The organism is Pseudolactococcus yaeyamensis, assembly GCF_054658615.1.
In genome coordinates, this window is record NZ_BAAGGP010000001.1 from 48697 (window position 1) to 69146 (window position 20450).

At 40.5% G+C, this 20450-nt stretch carries 20 protein-coding genes; 18 read left to right on the forward strand and 2 right to left on the reverse strand.

Annotation, left to right across the window (positions count from 1 at the left end):
* The first annotated feature begins 80 nt into the window (after positions 1-80).
* From kduI to ACYQ21_RS00320, 18 genes are all read left to right on the forward strand, one after another.
* Positions 81-920, forward strand: a complete 840-nt coding sequence (gene kduI, locus ACYQ21_RS00235) for a 5-dehydro-4-deoxy-D-glucuronate isomerase (RefSeq protein WP_460053953.1) — start codon at positions 81-83, stop codon at positions 918-920.
* 44 nt (positions 921-964) lie between these two features.
* Positions 965-1753, forward strand: a complete 789-nt coding sequence (locus ACYQ21_RS00240; protein WP_460053956.1) for a gluconate 5-dehydrogenase — start codon at positions 965-967, stop codon at positions 1751-1753.
* Between the two features lie 115 nt (positions 1754-1868).
* Positions 1869-3455 carry a mannitol dehydrogenase family protein gene (locus ACYQ21_RS00245; protein WP_460054062.1) on the forward strand — a complete coding sequence of 529 codons (1587 nt, stop codon included), beginning with the start codon at positions 1869-1871 and terminating at the stop codon, positions 3453-3455.
* A gap of 15 nt (positions 3456-3470) precedes the next feature.
* Positions 3471-4547: a mannonate dehydratase gene (gene uxuA, locus ACYQ21_RS00250; protein WP_460053957.1), complete on the forward strand. Its 1077-nt coding sequence runs from the start codon at positions 3471-3473 to the stop codon at positions 4545-4547.
* Between the two features lie 22 nt (positions 4548-4569).
* The gene (gene uxaC, locus ACYQ21_RS00255; RefSeq protein WP_460053959.1) at positions 4570-5985 is read left to right on the forward strand and encodes a glucuronate isomerase; all 1416 of its coding nucleotides are present in this window, start codon (positions 4570-4572) and stop codon (positions 5983-5985) included.
* Complete coding sequence (locus ACYQ21_RS00260) at positions 5982-6866, forward strand: aldose 1-epimerase family protein (protein WP_460053960.1); 885 nt, start codon at positions 5982-5984, stop codon at positions 6864-6866. Before uxaC ends, ACYQ21_RS00260 begins: the two co-directional genes overlap by 4 nt.
* A 95-nt stretch (positions 6867-6961) precedes the next feature.
* On the forward strand, positions 6962-7681 hold the full coding sequence (locus ACYQ21_RS00265; RefSeq protein ID WP_460053962.1) for a GntR family transcriptional regulator: 720 nt from the start codon (positions 6962-6964) through the stop codon (positions 7679-7681).
* Between the two features lie 109 nt (positions 7682-7790).
* Positions 7791-8438, forward strand: coding sequence for a bifunctional 4-hydroxy-2-oxoglutarate aldolase/2-dehydro-3-deoxy-phosphogluconate aldolase (locus ACYQ21_RS00270; RefSeq protein ID WP_460054063.1), 648 nt, complete (start codon positions 7791-7793; stop codon positions 8436-8438).
* Between the two features lie 131 nt (positions 8439-8569).
* Positions 8570-9580, forward strand: coding sequence for a sugar kinase (locus tag ACYQ21_RS00275; RefSeq protein WP_460053963.1), 1011 nt, complete (start codon positions 8570-8572; stop codon positions 9578-9580).
* A gap of 225 nt (positions 9581-9805) precedes the next feature.
* Positions 9806-10795, forward strand: a complete 990-nt coding sequence (locus tag ACYQ21_RS00280) for a lipoate--protein ligase (RefSeq protein ID WP_460053966.1) — start codon at positions 9806-9808, stop codon at positions 10793-10795.
* 32 nt (positions 10796-10827) lie between these two features.
* Positions 10828-11949, forward strand: coding sequence for a thiamine pyrophosphate-dependent dehydrogenase E1 component subunit alpha (locus ACYQ21_RS00285; protein WP_460053968.1), 1122 nt, complete (start codon positions 10828-10830; stop codon positions 11947-11949).
* A gap of 2 nt (positions 11950-11951) precedes the next feature.
* The gene (locus ACYQ21_RS00290) at positions 11952-12932 is read left to right on the forward strand and encodes an alpha-ketoacid dehydrogenase subunit beta (RefSeq protein WP_460053969.1); all 981 of its coding nucleotides are present in this window, start codon (positions 11952-11954) and stop codon (positions 12930-12932) included.
* A complete protein-coding gene (locus ACYQ21_RS00295; protein ID WP_460053970.1) occupies positions 12925-14214 on the forward strand; it encodes a dihydrolipoamide acetyltransferase family protein in 1290 nt (429 codons plus the stop codon). Before ACYQ21_RS00290 ends, ACYQ21_RS00295 begins: the two co-directional genes overlap by 8 nt.
* 2 nt (positions 14215-14216) lie before the next feature.
* On the forward strand, positions 14217-15623 hold the full coding sequence (gene lpdA, locus ACYQ21_RS00300; RefSeq protein WP_460053972.1) for a dihydrolipoyl dehydrogenase: 1407 nt from the start codon (positions 14217-14219) through the stop codon (positions 15621-15623).
* Between the two features lie 370 nt (positions 15624-15993).
* Positions 15994-16278, forward strand: coding sequence for a hypothetical protein (locus ACYQ21_RS00305; RefSeq protein WP_460053973.1), 285 nt, complete (start codon positions 15994-15996; stop codon positions 16276-16278).
* Between the two features lie 130 nt (positions 16279-16408).
* A complete protein-coding gene (locus tag ACYQ21_RS00310; RefSeq protein WP_460053975.1) occupies positions 16409-16855 on the forward strand; it encodes a hypothetical protein in 447 nt (148 codons plus the stop codon).
* Positions 16855-17532 (forward strand): hypothetical protein, encoded by a 678-nt coding sequence (locus ACYQ21_RS00315; RefSeq protein WP_460053977.1) that lies wholly within the window; start codon positions 16855-16857, stop codon positions 17530-17532. Before ACYQ21_RS00310 ends, ACYQ21_RS00315 begins: the two co-directional genes overlap by 1 nt.
* An 85-nt stretch (positions 17533-17617) precedes the next feature.
* On the forward strand, positions 17618-19081 hold the full coding sequence (locus ACYQ21_RS00320) for a DEAD/DEAH box helicase (RefSeq protein WP_460053979.1): 1464 nt from the start codon (positions 17618-17620) through the stop codon (positions 19079-19081).
* Positions 19082-19111: 30 nt separating this feature from the next.
* On the opposite strand, the gene ACYQ21_RS00325 is transcribed toward ACYQ21_RS00320, so the two are convergent.
* Complete coding sequence (locus tag ACYQ21_RS00325) at positions 19112-19945, reverse strand: helix-turn-helix domain-containing protein (protein ID WP_460053981.1); 834 nt, start codon at positions 19943-19945, stop codon at positions 19112-19114.
* Between the two features lie 77 nt (positions 19946-20022).
* Entirely contained in the window at positions 20023-20199 is a 177-nt protein-coding gene (locus ACYQ21_RS00330) for a hypothetical protein (protein WP_460053982.1), read from the reverse strand.
* Positions 20200-20450 lie beyond the last annotated feature (251 nt).

Below are 20450 nucleotides of genomic sequence, written 5' to 3' on the forward strand. Positions count from 1 at the left end.
TTAGGGTGACGAACGCTAGAGTTGAATTTAGCTTATAAAAAGTAAAGATGGTGTTTTAACTATCTAGAAAAGGAAAACAAATGACAACACTCAACACACGTTACGCCCACAGTCCTAAAGATATCGAACGTCTGACCACTTCAGAACTTCGTGAGGAATTTTTGGTGGAAAACATTTTTGTACCCGATGAAATCAAGCTCACCTACACCCACAATGACCGCATGATTTTTGGTGGTGTAACACCAACGGTGACACCACTTGAAATCGTTCTGAATAAAGCATTAGGTGTCAACTATTTTCTCGAACGCCGTGAATTAGGTGTCATCAATATCGGTGGACCGGGTAAAATCACGATTGACGGTCAAGTTGAAACCATGGTCAAACAAGATGGTTACTATATCGGTAAGGAAACCAAGCAAGTCATTTTTGAATCTGATGATGCTGAAAATCCAGCTAAATTTTACATCAGTTCAACCCCAGCTCACAAAAAATATCCCAATGTCAAAATTGCAATTTCGGACATCAAACCGATGAAAACAGGGGCTGGTGAAACGATGAATGACCGAAACATTTATCAATACATTCACCCAAATATCTGTGACAGTTGTCAACTACAGATGGGCTATACGATTCTTGAGCCGGGTAGCGCATGGAACACCATGCCTTGTCATACGCATGAACGTCGCATGGAAGCCTACTTGTATTTTGACTTTGATGCTGCGCAATGCGCTTTCCATTTCATGGGCAAACCTGATGAAACAAAACACTTGGTTGTCGCACCTGAACAAGCTGTCATTTCACCAAGCTGGTCAATTCACAGCGGTGTTGCAACGACTAATTATAGCTTCATTTGGGCCATGTGTGGTGAAAATATCACCTATGACGACATGGATTTTGTTGCAACAAAAGACTTGAAATGAGCCTTTGAGCGGACAAAGTTCGCAGAAAGAATAGAGGAGACAAAATGGCATTTTCACTAGATGATTACAAATTAGACGGCAAGATTGCCTTGGTCACAGGGGCGACTTATGGTATTGGTTTCGAGTTAGCTTCAGCCCTCTCAAAAGCTGGCGCAACGATTGTGTTCAATGATTTGAAGCAAGAGGCAGTTGACAAAGGATTGGCTGCTTATCAGGCAGCTGGGATTGCTGCGCACGGTTATGTCTTTGATGTGACGGATGAAACCGCAGTCCAAACTGCTATCAAACAGATTGAAACGGAAGTTGGGACGATTGATATTTTGATCAACAATGCAGGGATTATCAAACGCATCCCGATGATTGAGATGAGTGCCGCTGATTTCCGCAAAGTCGTTGATGTTGACCTCAACGCACCATTTATCGTTGCTAAAACGGTCATTCCGGGTATGATTGCAAAAGGTGGCGGAAAAATCATTAACATTTGCTCGATGATGAGTGAACTCGGTCGTGAAACAGTCAGCGCTTATGCCGCAGCTAAAGGTGGTTTGAAGATGTTGACGCGTAATATCGCTTCAGAATATGGTCAGTACAATATCCAATGTAATGGGATTGGCCCGGGTTACATCGAAACGCCACAAACAGCCCCCTTGCGTGAAGATGGGCATCCATTTAACGACTTTATCCTATCAAAAACGCCGGCGAATCGTTGGGGGACGACCTATGATTTGGCGGGGCCGACAGTATTTTTGGCTTCTCAAGCTTCAGATTTTGTTAATGGGCATGTTTTGTATGTGGATGGTGGGATTTTAGCTTACATTGGTAAACAGCCGTAAAAGCTAGGAATTTGTAGACGTGAATGTTTAAATTGGTTGAAAAATCAATCAGAATAAAGGAGGTTAAATCTTGGTAGTTAAATTAAATGAAAGTTTGTGTTTACAAGCAAACGAATTGGTTAAACGAGATGTTCAAGTGACAAAGAAAAATCTTGAGTATTTACGGGAGCAGACGATTTGTCAGCCGCAGTGGATTCACTTTGGAGGTGGGAATCTCTATCGTGGTTTTCACGCTGAGGTTGCACAAGAGTTGATCAATCAAGGCAAGCTTGAAACAGGGGTTATTGTTTGTGAAACTTATGATGAGAACATCATAGATGATGCTTATTTACCTTATGACAATGATATTCTTGAAGTTATCATGCATGAAGATGGGACTTTAGAGAAAAAATTATTGCAATCAACGGTAGAAGCTTATTACTGCAATCCTGATCGACCTGAAAGTTATGAGGCGGTCAAAGCGATTTTTGAAAATGCTAGTCTACAATTTGCAACTTTTACAATCACTGAAAAAGGCTATAGTTTAACGGATATCAATGGGAATTATACGGCTTTAGTTGAGAAAGATATTGCTGAGGGACCTGATTCAGTTGAGCATACAATGGCGATTGTGGCGAGTTTATTATTGGCACGTTTCAATGCGGGTCAGCTACCGATTGCTATGGTGACGACGGATAATTTCTCGCAAAATGGTCAAAAATTCCAAGATAGTATTTTAGGGATTGCTAAAGGTTGGGTAGAAAAAGATTATGCTCCACAAGCCTTTGTCGATTATTTGGAAGACAGCAATAAGGTGAGTTTTCCTTGGTCAATGATTGACCGCATTACGCCAAATCCGTCTGAAAGTGTTAAAACGGCACTTGAAAATGAGGGATTTGAAGGCGTTGAGCTCATTCATACACCAAAACATACCAATATTGCACCGTTTGCAAATACAGAAGTGTCACATTATCTGGTAATTGAAGATAGTTTTCCAAATGGTCGGCCTGAACTTGAAGCGGCTGGCGTGATTTTAACTGATCGTGATACAGTTGATAAGGCAGATACAATGAAAGTAACGACTTGTCTGAATCCCTTGCACACGTCGTTGGCTGTGTTTGGTAACTTGCTTGGTTTCACATCCATTTCAGGTGAAATGGCGGATGAAGATTTAGTTGATTTGGTCAAACAGGTTGGGTATGTTGAAGGCTTACCAGTGGTTGTCAATCCTGAGATTATTGATCCCAAAGACTTTATTGATGAGGTGGTCAAGAAGCGTTTGGTGAATTCAAATATTCCAGATACGCCACAACGGATTGCCTCAGATACATCGCAAAAAGTTGCCATTCGCTTTGGGGAAACGATTAAAAAATATGTCGAAAGCGACACACTTAGTGTTGATGATTTGACTTTTATTCCTCTGACGTTAGCGGCATGGGTGCGGTACTTGTTAGGTGTTGATGATAATGGAGAATCTTTTGCTATTAGTCCAGATCCATTGTTGACAGACTTACAGGCGCAATTAAGCGATGTAACGTTAGGCTTTACGGGTAATCTGCATGATAAAGTTGCCCCGATTTTGTCGAATGAAAAGATTTTTGGTCTTGATTTGTATGTAGCAGGTCTGGGCGAAAAAATTGAAGGCTATTTTGCTGAATTATTAGCAGGATCAGGAGCTGTGCGCAATACTCTGCAAGCTCTGTTAGTAGAAAATAAAAAATAGGAGGTGGCAAACTAAATGGAAATGACATTTAGATGGTATGGTGCCAATGAAGAAAAAATTAAATTAGAAGATATTCGTCAGATACCGGGATGTAAAGGTATCGTGGGTACGCTGATGGATATTCCTGTCGGTGAAGTGTGGCCTAAGGAACGTATCAAAGCCTTAAAAGAAGAAATTGAGGCGGCTGGTTTAACGCTTAAAGTGATTGAGAGCGTGAATATTCACGAAGATATCAAAATGGGTGTGCCAACACGTGATAAATGGATTGAAAACTATAAAACAACGATTCGCAATTTAGCTGAATATGGTATCGAGGTTATTTGCTATAATTTCATGCCTGTCTTTGACTGGTTGAAAACAGATTTGGACTTCAAATTACCTGATGGTTCTTCAACACTTTCATTTGTCAGCAGCGATATGCCTGCTTCGCCAGAGGAATTGATTGAAAATATGGAAGCTGGTGCTGATGGCTTTAGCTTACCGGGTTGGGAGCCTGAACGTTTGGCACAGTTTAAAGAGGTTTTTGCCTTCTATAAAAATGTGTCAGATGATGATTTGCGTGCCAATTTCAAATACTTCATGGAAGCGATTATTCCAACTTGTGAAGAAGTTGGTATCAAAATGGCGTGTCACCCTGATGATCCACCTTATAGTGTGTTCGGCTTACCTCGCATGGTTAAAAACCGCGACGATTTAGATTGGATGTGTAACGCTGTTGATTCACCATCTAATGGGATTACCCTATGTACAGGTAGTATTGCAGAAGATCCTGCCAATGATGTCGTAGCGATTGTAGCTGAATTTACCAAACGTAATCGCATTCCATTTGCCCATGTGCGCAATATCAAATTTACAAATGTTGCGGCTAAAGATTTCTATGAGGCACCTCACTTGTCAAGCGAAGGGTCACTAGATATGTATGCGATTATGCAAGCCTTGCATGACAATGGTTTTGACGGCTACATTCGTCCTGACCATGGTCGTATGATTTGGGGAGAGACTGGTCGTCCGGGTTATGGTCTATATGATCGTGCGCTAGGCCTATCTTATTTGAATGGCTTGTGGGAAGCACTAGAAAAGCAAGATAGCTAAAATAAAAAAATGAGGAGAGTTCATGTTTTTAGATAAAGATTTTCTACTCAAAAATGATTTTGCAAAGACTTTGTATCACGAATATGCTGCAAAACAACCGATTATTGACTACCATTGTCACCTTGAACCCCAAGAGATTTATGATGATATTCAGTTTGAAAATATCACGCAGGCTTGGCTTTATGCTGACCATTATAAATGGCGATTAATGCGAGCAAATGGCGTTCCCGAGGCACTAGTTGCGGGAGATGGGTCTGATTATGATAAATTTGTCGCATTTGCTGAAGCTTGTGAAAATGCGATTGGTAATGCAGTATATGTTTGGACAAATTTGGAGTTGAAGCGTCTATTTGATATTGATGAAGTCTTGACAGTGGCTAATGCACCGATAATTTGGGAAAAAGCCAATAAAAAAATTACTGATGGTACGATGTCTGCAAGGCAGTTGATTAAATCTGCTCAGGTTAAAGTGATTTGTACGACGGACGATCCCGCAAGCGAGTTATCTTATCATCAAAAATTATCTGTAGATGAAAAATCATTTAAGGTTTATCCAACTTTTCGTCCAGATAAAGCTTTTGCGATAGGCACGCCGAATTTTGCAGAAAATGTGGCAGAATTGGCCAATGTTTCAGGATTGACGGTTCATACTTTTGCTGACTTTGTCCAAGTACTCAAACAGCGCATTGACTTTTTCCATAGCCATGGTGGTCGGATTTCAGATCATGGCTTTAATCCATTCCCAGCCAAACAAGCGCCAATTGAAACAGTTGAAGCGATTTTTGCTAAAGGGTTAAGAGGAGCGGCGCTGACTGCTGATGAAGTAGAGTTTTATTCATCAGAGTTAATGTTTCATCTCATGCAACTTTATCAAGATAAAGATTGGACGGTACAGCTACATTTACAAGCTACACGTAGCAATTCAACTAAACTGCTTAAAGAAGTTGGGACAGATGTTGGAGGTGATGCGATTGCTGATGGATTTATTGAAGCATCTGTTCAAAGTTTATTTAATCGTGTTGAATTGGCATGCGGGTTGCCAAAAACGATTTTGTATTCTTTAAATCCTAAAGATCATATCCCTTTAATTGCTTTAATGGGTGCCTTCCAAGGCGGTCAAAAAGGGAAACTTCAGTATGGTTCTGGTTGGTGGTTTAATGACACGTACTCTGGTATGCGGCAACAAATCATAAATTTGGCTGAAAATGGTGTTCTTGGAAATTTTGTTGGCATGTTGACGGACTCACGCAGTTTCCTATCTTATCCACGTCATGAATATTTCCGTCGCATTTTATGCGAGGTTGTTTCTGAGTGGGTAGAAGATGGGCAACTTCCTGCTGACCATCAATTGATTGGTCCGATTATTGCTAAGGTTGCTTATGGCAATGCGTCAACATATTTTGATTTTGAATTACCAGAAGAAGTGAGGTCACTATGATTATACTCGAAAATGACCAATTCTTGGTTGAAATCTCAGAAAAAGGTGCAGAATTACAGAAAATTTTCAGCAAAGAATCAAAGATTGATTATTTATGGGATGGTAATCCAGAGGTTTGGCCAAAACATGCGCCGGTTTTATTCCCATCAATTGGAAAATCAAATGAAGATGCTTACACTCATAAAGGTACTCGCTACGAGATGCCGCATCATGGCTTTGTAGGAGAGTTTGATTTTACAGTCGTGGCGCAAACACCTGAAAGTGTTAGTTTGAGTCTCTCTGATAATGAGAGCACCTTTGCACGTTTTCCTTTCCATTTTGAATTGATTTTGCGTTATGCCTTGACAGCTGATGGTTTGGAAATAACTTATACTGTTAAAAATCTGTCAGATGAAGCAATGTCCTTCTCTTTGGGGGCACATCCAGCTTTCCGTGTTCCTTTTGACAATGATGGAGAGTTTGAAGATTACGAGGTTAGCTTTGAGCCAAACTCAATTGACTTGAAACGTTTCGAGTTTGTGATGACACCGATGCCACATCGTAGTGGTCTGACACAAGCTTTTGAAACTGTCGGGGGCAAGCTCCGATTGACACGAGAATTATTTCAGGATGGTTTGATTGTCTTTGATAATCCAGATATTACATCTGTGACTCTGTCTAGTTCTAAAACAGCACATTCGGTAACTGTTGATACGCAAGATTTTCCATACTTCTGTCTATGGACACAGGACAAACAAGAAGCAAGGTTTGTTTGCTTAGAACCCTTCTATGGAATTCCAGATATTGATGGCAAAAGTGCTGAATTACTTGAAAAAGAAGGCAACTGTGTATTGGCAGGACATGCTGAGAAAGCGATTAAGACAAGTTATTTACTGAGATAATAAATTGGTCTACATGGAAACGGTGTCAATATTGAGTGAATAATTCCTATAATATGATATAATAACTGGTATATCGCATATAAGGAAGTGAAGTCATGATGAAACCAGCAAGTTTACAGGAACAAGCATACAAAATCATTTTGCGCAAAATGATCTATTCTGATTTTGCGCCAGGTCAAAAAATATCGGAAAATGAACTAGGTCAAGTTTTGAATATGGGAAGAACACCTATTCGAGAAGCTTTGTTGCAGTTGAGAAAGCAAGGACTAATTTATGTCGTTCCTCAAAGTGGCACCTATGTTTCAAAGATTGATTTAAAATCTGCTGACAATGCGCGTTTTACACGCGAGCAACTGGAGCAAAAGATTATGCTTGAATGTCTAATCAAAATTGATGATCAAGGACAAGATGCCTTGAAATGTATCATTGAAAAGCAATGTCAAGCAGCACTTGAGCAAAATAAACGTGATTTCTTCTTCTTTGACAACGTTTTTCATAGAACGTGTTTTGAAATTGCTGATAGAGAAGAAATTTGGCGTTGGATGAATAAAAATAATACACATCTAGAGCGTTTTAGATGGTTACGGATTGTAACAAAGGAATTAGATTGGGCTAAAATTATTGATCAGCACAAAAAAATTCTGGCTACAATTTTTAACAAAGATGTTGATGAGATGAATTTTTTAATCGGAACGCATTTGCATATGATGTTAGATGAAAAGGATTTCGTCATTTCAAAATATCCGGATTATTTTTTGGCAGAAGAGGATACACATTCAGAGGATGTCTCAGAACTTGATTTTGATGGATTCTAATGTCAATTTTCTAAATAGAAATATTTTTCGAGATATGTAGAGAATTGAGCTTAAAGCAGAATTTAAAATGGACAGAGAAATCCCAATAAGAGATAAGGAAGGTAAGTTGATGAAACGTGTTGAAATTTTAAATCGTTTAGAAAAAACAGGGGTCGTCGCAGTCATTCGTGGCAATTCTAAGGAAGAGGCAGTGAAATCAGCTCATGCTGTTGTCAAGGGTGGTTTGACGGGACTTGAGTTGACATTTACGGTACCTCAAGCGGAAGAAGTCATTCGCGAATTGGCCACCTATTATAAAAACAACCCAGAGGTTGTGGTTGGTGCTGGGACGGTGTTAGATGCAGTGACTGCTCGTTTAGCCATTATGGCAGGGGCTGAGTATGTGGTAAGTCCGTTTTTTGATAAAGCAACAGCTGAAATTTGTAATCTTTATCAAATTCCATACTTGCCAGGCTGTATGACCATCACAGAAATCAAAGAAGCTATGAAGAGTGGTGTTGATATTGTCAAACTATTCCCAGGTGGTGCTTTTGGGCCGAGTATCGTTAGTGCCTTTAAAGCACCATTGCCACAGCTTAACCTTATGCCAACAGGTGGCGTGAGTTTGGACAATATGGCAAGCTGGTTTGAAGCGGGTGTGATTACTGTGGGTGTAGGTGGCAATCTGTTAGCACCTGCGGCAACAGGTGATTTTGATGCTGTCACGGAAGTGGCCAAGCAGTATGCAGCAAAATATGCTGAAATTAAAGGAAAATAATGGCTACTGTACGTTTTTAAGCGTGCAGTTTTTCCTATCAAAAAATGTGGGCATAAACACAGCATGAGAGCAAATTGCTACAGCATATTTTTTAGCGTGATGATGTTTATAGTGTAAAGGAATGATGAAGTATGAGTAAAGTGGTAACATTAGGTGAGATTCTTGCACGTTTTTCAACGATGGCAGGTTCACGATTAGCATCTGTTGAACAGATGCGGGTTGATTATGGTGGCGGTGAGGCTAATGTTGCCGTCTCCTTGGCAAATTTTGGTCATGAGGTTAGTTTTGCAAGTAAAGTACCTGAAAATGCCTTGGGTGAGGGTGTCAAAAGACATCTCAAGGCTCATGATGTTTCGACAAGCTTTTTATTGCAAGGTGGTCCACGTTTGGGAACTTACTATATGGAGGCAGGTGTAGGCGAACGTGGCGCTTCAGTCTTTTTTGACCGTGCAGGTTCAAGTTTTGCTGTCATGAATGAAATTGAATGGGATTTGGCAGACTTGTTTAAAGGTGTTGATATTTTCCATATTTCAGGCATCGTTTCTGCCGTTTCAGTCAAATGGCGTGACATGGCAATAGAACTTGTCAAGGCTGCTAAAGTAGCAGGTTGCACTGTGAGTTTCGATGTTAATTATCGTGGGAAAATGTGGAGTCAGGCAGAATGCGGTACTGTCATCAAAAAAATCCTACCTTATGTTGATTATTGCTCTGCCGGGCATATGGATGCCCTATACTTGTTAGGAATACCTGAGGCACCTAGTGATGTTGCTGATGCCTTGGCTTACTACTATGAAAAGATGCACCAAATGTTTCCAAATATTAAGCTGTTTTATGCGACAAAACGTGATGTGGTAAGTGCCAGTCAGAATCGCTTGACAGGTGCGATTTGGAATCAAGCCGAAGGGCTAGTTATCTCGAAAACGCATGATATTAATCCGATTATTGATCGAGTAGGTGGTGGGGATGCCTTTTCAGGAGGTGTTTTACATGGCATCTTATCAGGATGGACATTGCAAGAATCAATAGATTTTGGTACGGCAGCATCAGCTCTGAAACATACCGTCCATGGTGACACGAACCTATTTAGCGAGAAAGAAGTGAGTGATTTTCTAGCAGCGGGTTCAGGCGCCATTCAACGATAACTCTTAAAATTAATCAGTAAAGCTAGGTCAGGTGATGTCTGACAGAGCGATTCAAAATAGACGACGCATTAAAACTGTCATATGATTGTGAATAAATTCTCAAACACAGGTCGCGTGTCAGTCTTTTTTTGTACTCTTTTTTCTAGAAAATCAACGATTTTTTACAAAGAATATAAAATGTAAGCGGTTGCTTGTTAAAAGTGATGCCGCAGAAAGGTTGGAAATTTGCGTTATCTTACAAATTTAGAAACAGATGCAACTTATAACATAGCCATGGATGCCTGGCTATTAAATACTTTGCAACCCAAAGAAGCCATCTTTGTGATTTGGCAGAACAAGAAAGCTGTTATCGTTGGTCAAAATCAAAATACATTTGCAGAAGTCAATCAAGAATTTGTCGAAGCAAATGATATTCAAGTTGTTCGCCGTGTGACTGGTGGAGGTGCTGTTTTTCATGATTTAGGAAATTTGAATTTTACTTTTATCGTGCCAGTGGCAAATTCTGCTACGGTTAATTTTAAAAAATTCGTTGAGCCGATGTTGCGTGCATTACACGCCTTAAATATTCCTGCTGAGTTATCTGGTCGGAATGATCTCATGCTTGATGGCAAGAAAATCTCAGGAAATGCCCAACGCTACGCCAATGGTTATCTGATGCATCACGGGACACTGCTCTTTGATTCAAAAATTGATGATATGGTCCATTCGCTCAACGTGGCAGATGAAAAATTTATCTCGAAAGCAGCGAAATCTGTCAGAAGTCGTGTCGGGATGATTAAAGACTATGCGCCAGAAGGCACAACAATCAAGACATTTTATGATGCCCTGGTGTATGAATTGTCCAATCATGGTGTGGATCAAGAAATCATTTTAACGCCTGAACAGTTGGCAGAGATTAAGACTTTACAGGAAAGACAATTCTCGCAATGGGATTGGAATTACGGCAAATCCCCTACTTCTAATTTTCACAATCATGCTAAATTTGATGGCGGCATTGTGGACGTCTACGCACAGGTAGAAAATGGCTTGATTAAGACTTTACGTTTCGAAAGTGATTTCTTGGGATTACATGACGTAGCACCTGTTATCACAGCCCTAACAGGGCAAGTATTTGATAAAAAAACTGTCTTGGTACATTTACAGGCTCTACCTTATCGGGATTATTTTGGTACCATCTCTGTTGAAGAAATTGCAAGTTTGTTTGTCTCAGTTTGAGAGTAGATTCATCGCCAAATCAAAAAGAAAAAATGGAGGATATTATGTCACATGTCGAAAAAATTTTAGATTTTCAAGCACAGCTTAAAGCACAAGAGGATGCTTTTCCAATCTTAAGAATTCTTGATGAAACTGGGAAGGTCGTTGATGCCGAGGGAGAAAGTCGGGTCAAGCTATCAAATGAAGCACTTGTAGAGCTGATGGAACGGATGGTATTTTCCAGAACCTTGAATGATCGCGCAACCAAATTAGCCAAGCAAGGTCGACTAGGCTTCTTTGCACCAACGATTGGTCAAGAAGCCTCACAAACAGCAACAAGCTATGCTTTTGAAGCGGAAGATTACTTACTCCCTGGTTATCGTGATATGCCGCAGATGATTCTAAAAGGATTACCAATTGAAAAAGCTTTCTTATGGTCACGCGGCCATCAAGTTGGCAATGAAATGGATGACCTGCAAACTTGGATGCCACAAATTATCATCGGTGCCCAACACGTTCAGGCAGCTGGTGTAGCACTAGGCTTAAAAAAACGTGGTAAAGCAAATGTCGCCTATTGTTACACAGGTGACGGCGGTTCTTCCCAAGGTGACTTTTATGAAGGACTTAATTTTGCTGGTGCTTATCAGGCACCCGCAATCTTCTTCATCCAAAATAATGGATATGCGATTTCGACACCAAGAAAATTGCAAACAGCAGCACCACATTTGGCGGCTAAAGGTTGGGCTGCGGGTGTGCCAAGTATTGTGATTGACGGCATGGACCCTTTGGCTTGCTACCTTGCCAGTCAACAAGCGCGTGATTGGGCAGTTTCGGGTCGTGGACCAGTCTTAATTGAAGCCTTGGTCGAGCGTTTTGGGCCGCATTCTATGAGTGGTGATGATCCTTTGCGTTACCGCACTAAGGAAGAAATTGACACGGCTTGGACATTTGATCCACTTGTTCGTTACCGACGTTATTTAAGAAATAAAGGCTTGTGGGACGAGGACATGGAAACAGATTATATTGAAGCAGTCAATGGCAAAATTGATGATGCGGTTAAAATGGCAGATAATGTACCCAAACAAAAAATTTCAGATTTTATTGTATCAACGATAGAGGTTTCAGGCTTTGCCCAACAGGAACAAATTGAAAAATTTAAGAAGGCAGGTAAATAAGTATGGCGGTAAAAACTTATATTCAAGCAATCACTGAAGCACTTGATATCGCACTTGAACGTGATGAGAATGTCTTAATTTTTGGTGAAGATGTTGGAAAAAATGGTGGTGTTTTTCGAGCAACGGAAGGGCTACAAGATAAGTATGGTGAAGAACGTGTCTTTAATACACCACTTGCAGAATCGGGCATTGGTGGCTTGGCAATTGGATTAACGACACAAGATTATCGCCCGATTATGGAAATTCAGTTCTTCGGTTTTGTGTATGAAGTTATGGATTCTATCGCAGGACAAATGGCGCGGGGGCGTTTTCGTTTTCATAATCAGCGAACTTTTCCGATTGTTGTGCGAGCACCTTATGGTGGCGGCACGCATACGCCAGAAATGCACTCGGATAATTTAGAGGCATTGATGGCACAAACACCGGGCCTCAGGGTTGTCATGCCAGCCACAGCAGAAGATGCTAAAGGATTGCTGCTGTCTGCTATCGAAAGCAACGACCCTGTGATTTTTTTGGAACATTTACGACTTTATCGGGGTGTAAAAGGTGAAGTGGCAGAAGGCTACTATACAACACCATTAGACAAGGCAAAGGTCGTCCGTGAGGGGAGTGATGTGACGATTATCACCTACGGTGGCATGGTACCAGTCAGCTTAAAGGCTGCTGAAACATTAGCAAAAGAAGGGATTGATACCGAGGTAATTGATTTGCGTACAGTTAGTCCGCTTGATATTGAAACGATTGGGGCATCTGTTAATAAAACAGGCCGTGTCGTGGTCGCACAAGAAGCGCAACGTCAGGCAGGGATTGGCGCCATGGTCATGAGTGAGATTTCAGAACGTTTTATCATGGCATTGCAGGCGCCAATTGGTCGTGTTGCCGCACCAGATAGTATTTATCCATTTGCCTTAGCTGAGAATGATTGGCTACCAAATATGACTGATGTCGTAAACGCAGTAAAGGAGGTAATTGATTTTGACTGAAATTTTTAAAATGCCAGATATTGGTGAAGGAATGGCCGAGGGTGAAATCGCCTCTTGGTTAGTAAAAGTTGGCGATGTTATTAAGGCAGAAGATGCTATTGCTGAAATCCAAAATGATAAATTGTTACAGGAAATTTTATCGCCTTTTAGTGGAACAGTAACAAAACTTTTTGTTGAGGCGGGAACAGTCGTCGCTGTCGGTGAACCTTTGATTGAATTTGATGGTGAAGGTACTGGAATAGCTACAGGAGAAACAGTTGGAGCAGTTGAAACAAAAGCAATATCAGAAACGCCTAGTGTTGAAACGGTAACCGTTACAGCAGATAAAACGGCAAACAGCACCATTGGCGCACCTGTTGTCAATGGTCGCGTGCAGGCTATGCCGAGTGTCCGTAGATATGCGCGTCAAAACGGTATTGATCTAACGCGGGTGCCAGCAACTGGTCGCCATCATCATATTACATTAGTAGATGTGAAGCATTTCGAAGCGTCAGGTCATGTCGTACAAGCACCAGATGAAAATATAGTAGCCTCGCAAGTAGAAATCACTGAAACTGAGCCAATGACAGTTGAAGTAGTGAAAGTTGGTCGCGTGCCGATGACACCTGTTCGTAAGGCAATCGCTAAAAATATGGTGGCACAAAAGACAAGCCTACCACACGTGACACTCTTTGACGAAGTGGAAGTATCGGGCATCGTGGCACATCGCAAAGCCTATAAAGAACAAGTTGCGGGACAAGGTATCAAATTAACCTATCTGCCCTACGTGACAAAAGCACTCGTCGCAGTTGTTCGTAAATTCCCGGAATTAAACGCCCATATTGACATGACTGCTCAAGAAATTGTTTATGCTAAAGATTACAATGTTGGCATTGCAGTGGATACACCGAATGGTTTATTTGTACCCGTAATCAAACAGGCTGATCAAAAATCTATTTTGACCATTTCCAAAGAGGTTGGAGAACTAGCAGAGTTAGCAAAACTTGGCAAATTGAAACCGACAGATATGAGTGGTGGGACAATTACGATTTCAAATATCGGATCAGCTCGTGGCGCTTGGTTTACACCTGTTATTAATGTTGGTGAAAGTGCTATTTTAGGACTCGGTACGATTGCGACAACACCTATTGTTAATGCAGAAGGTGACATTGTGGTGGGACAGATGATGAAATTATCCTTGAGCTTTGATCACCGCTTGATTGATGGCATGCTCGCACAAAGCGCTATGAATTATCTTAAAAAATTACTCGGCGATCCCAAATATTTACTGATGGAGGTGTAAAAATGGTTGTAGGAACACAAGCAAGAGCAGTGGATACGGTTATTATTGGCAGTGGCCCGGGTGGTTATGTAGCAGCAATTAGGGCAGCAGAATTAGGCCAAAGTGTGACGATTGTAGAGCGAGGCAATATTGGTGGTGTTTGTTTAAATGTTGGCTGTATCCCTTCAAAAGCGCTGATTAGCGCAGGACATGCCCTTCATGCCGCAACACATGATAGTCCATTTGGCCTGACAATAACAGGTGCCAAACTAGATTGGGAAAAGACGCAAGCCTGGAAACAAAATACTGTTGTCAATACCTTGACAGGTGGTGTAGAAATGCTACTCAAAAAGCATAAGGTAGAGATTATCCGTGGCGAAGCACGTTTTAATGACAATCAAACTGTCAATGTGATGACCAGTGATACTTCTCAGCTTTTGGAATTTAAACATGCGATTATTGCGACGGGATCGCATCCCATTGAAATTCAAGGTTTTAAGTTTGAGGGACGAGTAGTGGATTCGACAGGTGTTTTATCACTTCCAGAAATTCCTGAGCACCTAATCGTCATTGGTGGAGGTGTTATTGGGACGGAACTTGCGGGCGCATATGCTAATCTAGGAAGCCGGATCACGATTATCGAGGGGGTGCCAAAAATCTTGAACGGTTTTGATGATGAGATGGTCAAGGTCATCGTTAGTGACTTTAAAGAAAAAGGCGCAGAGATTGTGACAAGTGCTAAAGCTAAAGGTGTGATACAGGATGAAAATGGTGTGACGGTCACCTATGAAGTGGCTGGTGTAACACAAACGGTTAGAGGCGATTATGTTTTAGTATCCGTCGGGCGCCATCCTAATACAGACAATCTAGGTCTCAATGCGACAGATATTAAGTTGACAGACCGTGGCTTGATTGAAACGAATAATCAGCAACAAACATCTGTCCCTAATATTTACGCTATTGGCGATGTGGTTGCAGGTCCAGCTCTCGCGCATAAAGCAAGCTATGAGGGCAAGGTGGCCGCAGCAGCGATTGCGGGTCAAGACGTGATTAATTGTGCCGTTGCGATTCCTGCTGTTGCTTATACAGAACCTGAGCTTGCTACAGTTGGAGAGACACCTGATTCTGTCAAAGCAAAAGGGTTAAATGCTAAAATCTCTAAGTTCCCCTTTGCGGCAAATGGTCGAGCGATTACCATGCAGTCAACAGAAGGTTTTATTCGAATTATTACAGATAAGACAAGCCACGTAGTCATTGGTGGACAAATTGTTGGTCCAGGTGCGAGTGATTTGATTTCACAACTCAGTCTAGCAATGGAAAATGGTCTAACTTCCGAAGATATTTCATTAACAATTCATCCGCACCCCTCTCTTGGTGAAGCAATCATGGATACTGCTGAACTTGCAGATGGCTTACCTATTCATATTTAGTAAGCGATAGGTTAGGTTAAAATGATTTGAAATGGAAAGGAGATGGTAGGTGAGGGAAAATGGCAATTCGTTCGAAAGGTTTAAGAATTTCTATCAAAAATTATTGAAGAAAAGGGATAGGAGTTTTTATAAAATGAATGGTCAACTCGAGTTGGTTAGTTATACTAGCTACCTTAAGACCTGCTTTTCTACAAAAGTGACAATGATAATAAAGTCAGGCTGTTTAGAAATGACTCGAAGAATCAAGACAATCATAGCAATGGAAATGTTAGATATTCACTTGTTTTTTGTGATGATTGAAGAGTTGTATGTTGTCATAAAAAATATAATATAATACCAATGGAATCGTCAAGAATAGGAGTGAATAGAGATGATGAAAAATGATGAGATGATTTTAGATGAAAAAAACTACTCACTAGAAGGTTTAGAAAAGTTTTATCAGGACTTACTGAGGCATATTAAAGAGGCTTATCCTGATATAGAACGTAGGATGACGATTGTCATCCAAGCTAAATTAATTACAACAAAATTGACGGAAGAAGAAAAGTCCTGCTTAGAAGTAGAGTGGTTTGAAATCGCAAGAAAAATCAAGGCAGTTAAAGAGTCAATATGGCTGTTAGATATGCATGCGATGCCAGATGTTTCTGGTCAATAAAGAAGATGAAAAATCATTAATCGGTACTGGTAGTGGTACAGATTAATGATTTTTTTGTTGCAGAGAAACTAGTTTTATAGGCTTGGTTATGATAAAATAATGTCTATATGATAGTAAAGTTAGGAAGAATATGAAGGATTTTAAAATTTTAGGGTGGCGCCTATATTTGCTGGCAGTTTTTGTTGGCCTATTGTTATTTAGCTTATTGAAACTTTATCCGATGCTGACTTATTATTTTCCAGCCTCTCAGCGTGGCATTTATAAGGGAACAGATGAGACAACAGGGAAAACGATTGTACTTGATAGCCGAAAGGCTAACGTCATTAAGCAAATTCGTGTTTCTGATGATGAACGTGATATTTGGTTCAGCTATGATTATGCGAGCCATAATCGGACAATCAGTAAAGGTAAAGATGATAAGATGCGTTGGCTTGGGTTTAAACTTGATGAAGCAGATAGACATCTCAACTATATTTGGATTTATCCTGCGCGTCAAAATAAATTGGCATCGCTCGTTGTGTGTGATTGGCAGACTGGTAAGACTGTCGCAACTTATCATCTTGTGAGGGAAAAATAATGACAATTAACTATAATCGAGGGAACCTGTTTTCACGTGTTGCAACGGTTTTATTTTTGGGGAGTATTCTTTTCGTACTTCTATTCTTTGCTTTACCTCTTTTGGATACGTTAGGTGAAGATGGGATAGGGATTGTCCTGCCAGTTATCTGCCTTATTTTAGTTGTCATTCTCGCAATCGGTTTGTCTTTACGTTTGTTAGCCTATCCCTTTGCCGTTAAATTGGAGCAGGAGACATTAACATTTTCAGGACAAGTTTTAAAGGCTATCAAACTGGATGAGTTAGACTTTTTGGCTTATGATGAAACATTTCAGGATGGTAATAGTTTTCAAATATTACTAGGTTTTTCAGAGGCATTAGCAAAAACATTCCCTGAGAAAGCTCAGAAAAAGTTACTTGAAACGAAAGCAGGTCAAAAGTTACTGGTTTTAAATTTTTCAGTCCTAGAGGACAAGTCTTGGGATGAATTTTGGAAAATTTTGTCCGAAAAATCGCTATACGTTGATTCAATTTTACTAGATAAACAAGGCCTACTAGAGAACTATAAAAAACAGATTGCGACACGAAAAGTCCAAAAGCAAAAAATTCTGGCATTTATCTCAATCGTCATTGCCATACAATTTATCCTACAGCTGTTTGGGGTTGACCGCTTGATTCAGTTTGATATATTTCATTAAAATACTTGAAAGAAGATGATCTTCTTTTTATTTTACGGTAAATACTAACCGTCAGCAGGCCTTTTTTATGGTATAATCAGGCAATATGGAAAATACATTTGATGCACTACAAATTAGTGCAGAAACGCAGAAGGCTTTGACAGCCTTGAATTATACAACACCTACTCAGGTGCAACAAGCAGTGATTACAACATTTGCTAAAGGTCAAGATTTATTAGTCAAATCACAAACAGGGAGTGGCAAGACAGCGGCTTTTGCCATTCCTTTAGTCGAAAATATCGTCTGGGAAGAACGTCGCCCGCAGGCTATTGTCCTAGCACCAACGTGCGAGTTGGCGCTACAAATTGGCGAGGAAATCTTTAACATTGGACGTTTTAAGCGGATTAAAGTCGAAACTTTAATCGGCCATTCGTCCTTTCAAGCGCAGGCGCGTAACCTTAAAGAGCGGACGCACGTCGTTGTCGCGACACCTGGCCGATTGTTGGATCATATCGACCAAGGCACGATTCAGCTTGACCAAGTCAAGTTCGTCGTCTTAGATGAAGTCGATGAGAGGCTCAGCATGGGCTTTATGGCACAGGTGGATGCGATTTTTGAGCAGTTGCCAACTAAACGTCAGGTTGCTTTGTTTTCAGCGACCCTACCGCAAGCGGTCATGGATGTGTCGGACTTTTATATCAAACAACCTGCATTGATTGAAGTACAGGCGACAAATACTGTGGCAAATCGGATTGAACAGACTTTCTACTTGGTTGATAAAGTTGACAAGTTAGAGAACCTCTACCAACTCTTAGTACTTGGCAATCCTGACGCAGCCATCATCTTTGCCAATACTCGGGCAGCAGTTGATGCCATCGCAGATTTCTTGGCTCAAAAAAATGTCAAGGCAGAAACCTTGCATGGTGGCATGGAACAACGCGATAGAACGCGTGTTATTAACGACTTTAAACACAATTACTTTAGGTTCTTGATTGCGACAGATGTGGCGGCGCGTGGGATTGATGTGGCGGATATCGCAGCGGTGTATAATTATGATTTGCCTGATAATCCTGAAAGTTACACACATCGTATCGGACGGACAGCGCGTTTTGAGAAAACAGGACAGGCTGTTTCATTGGTCAGCAGTGCCCAAAGAAGTGATTTTGCTAAAATTGAGTCTGCGCAGCTGGCTATCGCTGCTAAAATCACTGAGATGCAACTGCCAAGTATCAGTCTAGTCGAGAAGCGCTTGCCCACATTTACCGCAAAACAAAAACGTGAAATGGTCGTGAAAACAGCGAAAAGTGCTGTGTTTAAGGATGATATCATGAAGCTGCATATCAATGCTGGCAAGAAAACAAAGTTGCGGGCAGGCGATGTGGTGGGTGCGATTACCAGCATTCAGGGGGTGACTGGCGATGATATTGGGGTTATCTCAATTATCGATGTCTCGACTTTTGTCGAGATTTTGAATGGCAAAGGCAAGCAAGTCCTTAAAGCCTTGCAAACTGAGAAAATCAAAGGTCGCATGCGCAAGGTATCCCGTGCCAATGCTGGAAAATATGAGTAAAAATAAAATGCTTGTCTTAGGACAGGCATTTTATTGACGTTTGAAAAAGGCAGAAGGTGCTTTGCCATAATATTTTTTAAATAATTTGCTAAAGTAATAGGCATCCTGATAGCCGACTTGATTAGCGGCTTCTTTAACAGTCATGGTTGCCTGATTTTCTAGCAATTCTTTAGCGCGCTCTAGTCGCAATTTAATCAGATAATTAATCGGGGATTCGCCTGTTTCTTCTTTGAAAATGCGGGAGATATAGGTTGGGCTGATGTAGAGTGTTTGTGAGAGGGTAGATAGGCTGACCTCTTCAGTGTGATGTTCCTCTAAATAGCCAATGATAGCATGAATAATCGCTTGTTTTTCTTGTGCCTCATACGATAATTTGAGTGCATTGGTTTCCAAGTGATTGGTCGCGGAGTCACGTAAGATGAAGATGATGAGTTGCATAACGAGTGTTTTGAGCATCAGGTCATAGCCGGGGGAGCCATTTGATTTTTCGGCCAGTATTTCTTGACAGACCTCAAAAAAGTCACGCTCAAATTCATTAAGCTTGATAATTGAGGAACTAAAAGGGAAATTATCCCGAGAGACACCCTGTAAATTGAAATTTCGGAAGCCGATATGAAGTTGTGTTGAAGCCATACCAGTTTCATAAGTTTCGTGATGATAAACGCCGGGATTGAAGAGCAAGATTGTTTGGCTTTCGATGCGCGTTTTTTGATCACCAATGATATAATCAACCGAACCATCGATGACGATAGACATTTCCAGATAATCATGACAATGATGTTTGCTGCTACAAGGTCCGCTATTTTGACAATCGAAAATATAAAGAATTTCAGGATTAAAATTTTTTGAGTTGAGCTGTAACATATTTTTTCTCCGTTAGGACTATTTTAACTTTATTCTGTGAAATAATAAAGCTAAAACAATTCTATCTATCACAACAATCATGTTATCGTCTCTTTTTCATTATTCCCAAGCTGCTTGTACAAGTCATTCAAGGTGACGAACTGAGCTTGACTTTCCTCAAACTTTTGACTTAGGACTTTTTTGGCGTTGTTAAAATAGCTTCTTTGACTATTAGCGTTGATTAAATTACTGCCAATAAAAGCATTATCATCCATTTTAACGACAAAAACATAGCATTTTCCTTGCGGCAATTACGCTCAACTGTTTTGATAACTTACATTTATATCGTATAGGATGATGGTTACAACTTGTTAATAATTTTGCAATACCTGATAAATGTGTGATTTTATCTAGTGAGTAGTTTAAAACAAATCATTTTGTCTATCATCTTTGATAAAATTGACCATTCTTTTTGTCTGATATTTGGCGTAAGATAGAAAGCAAGCAAGGCATCAAAACATGATAA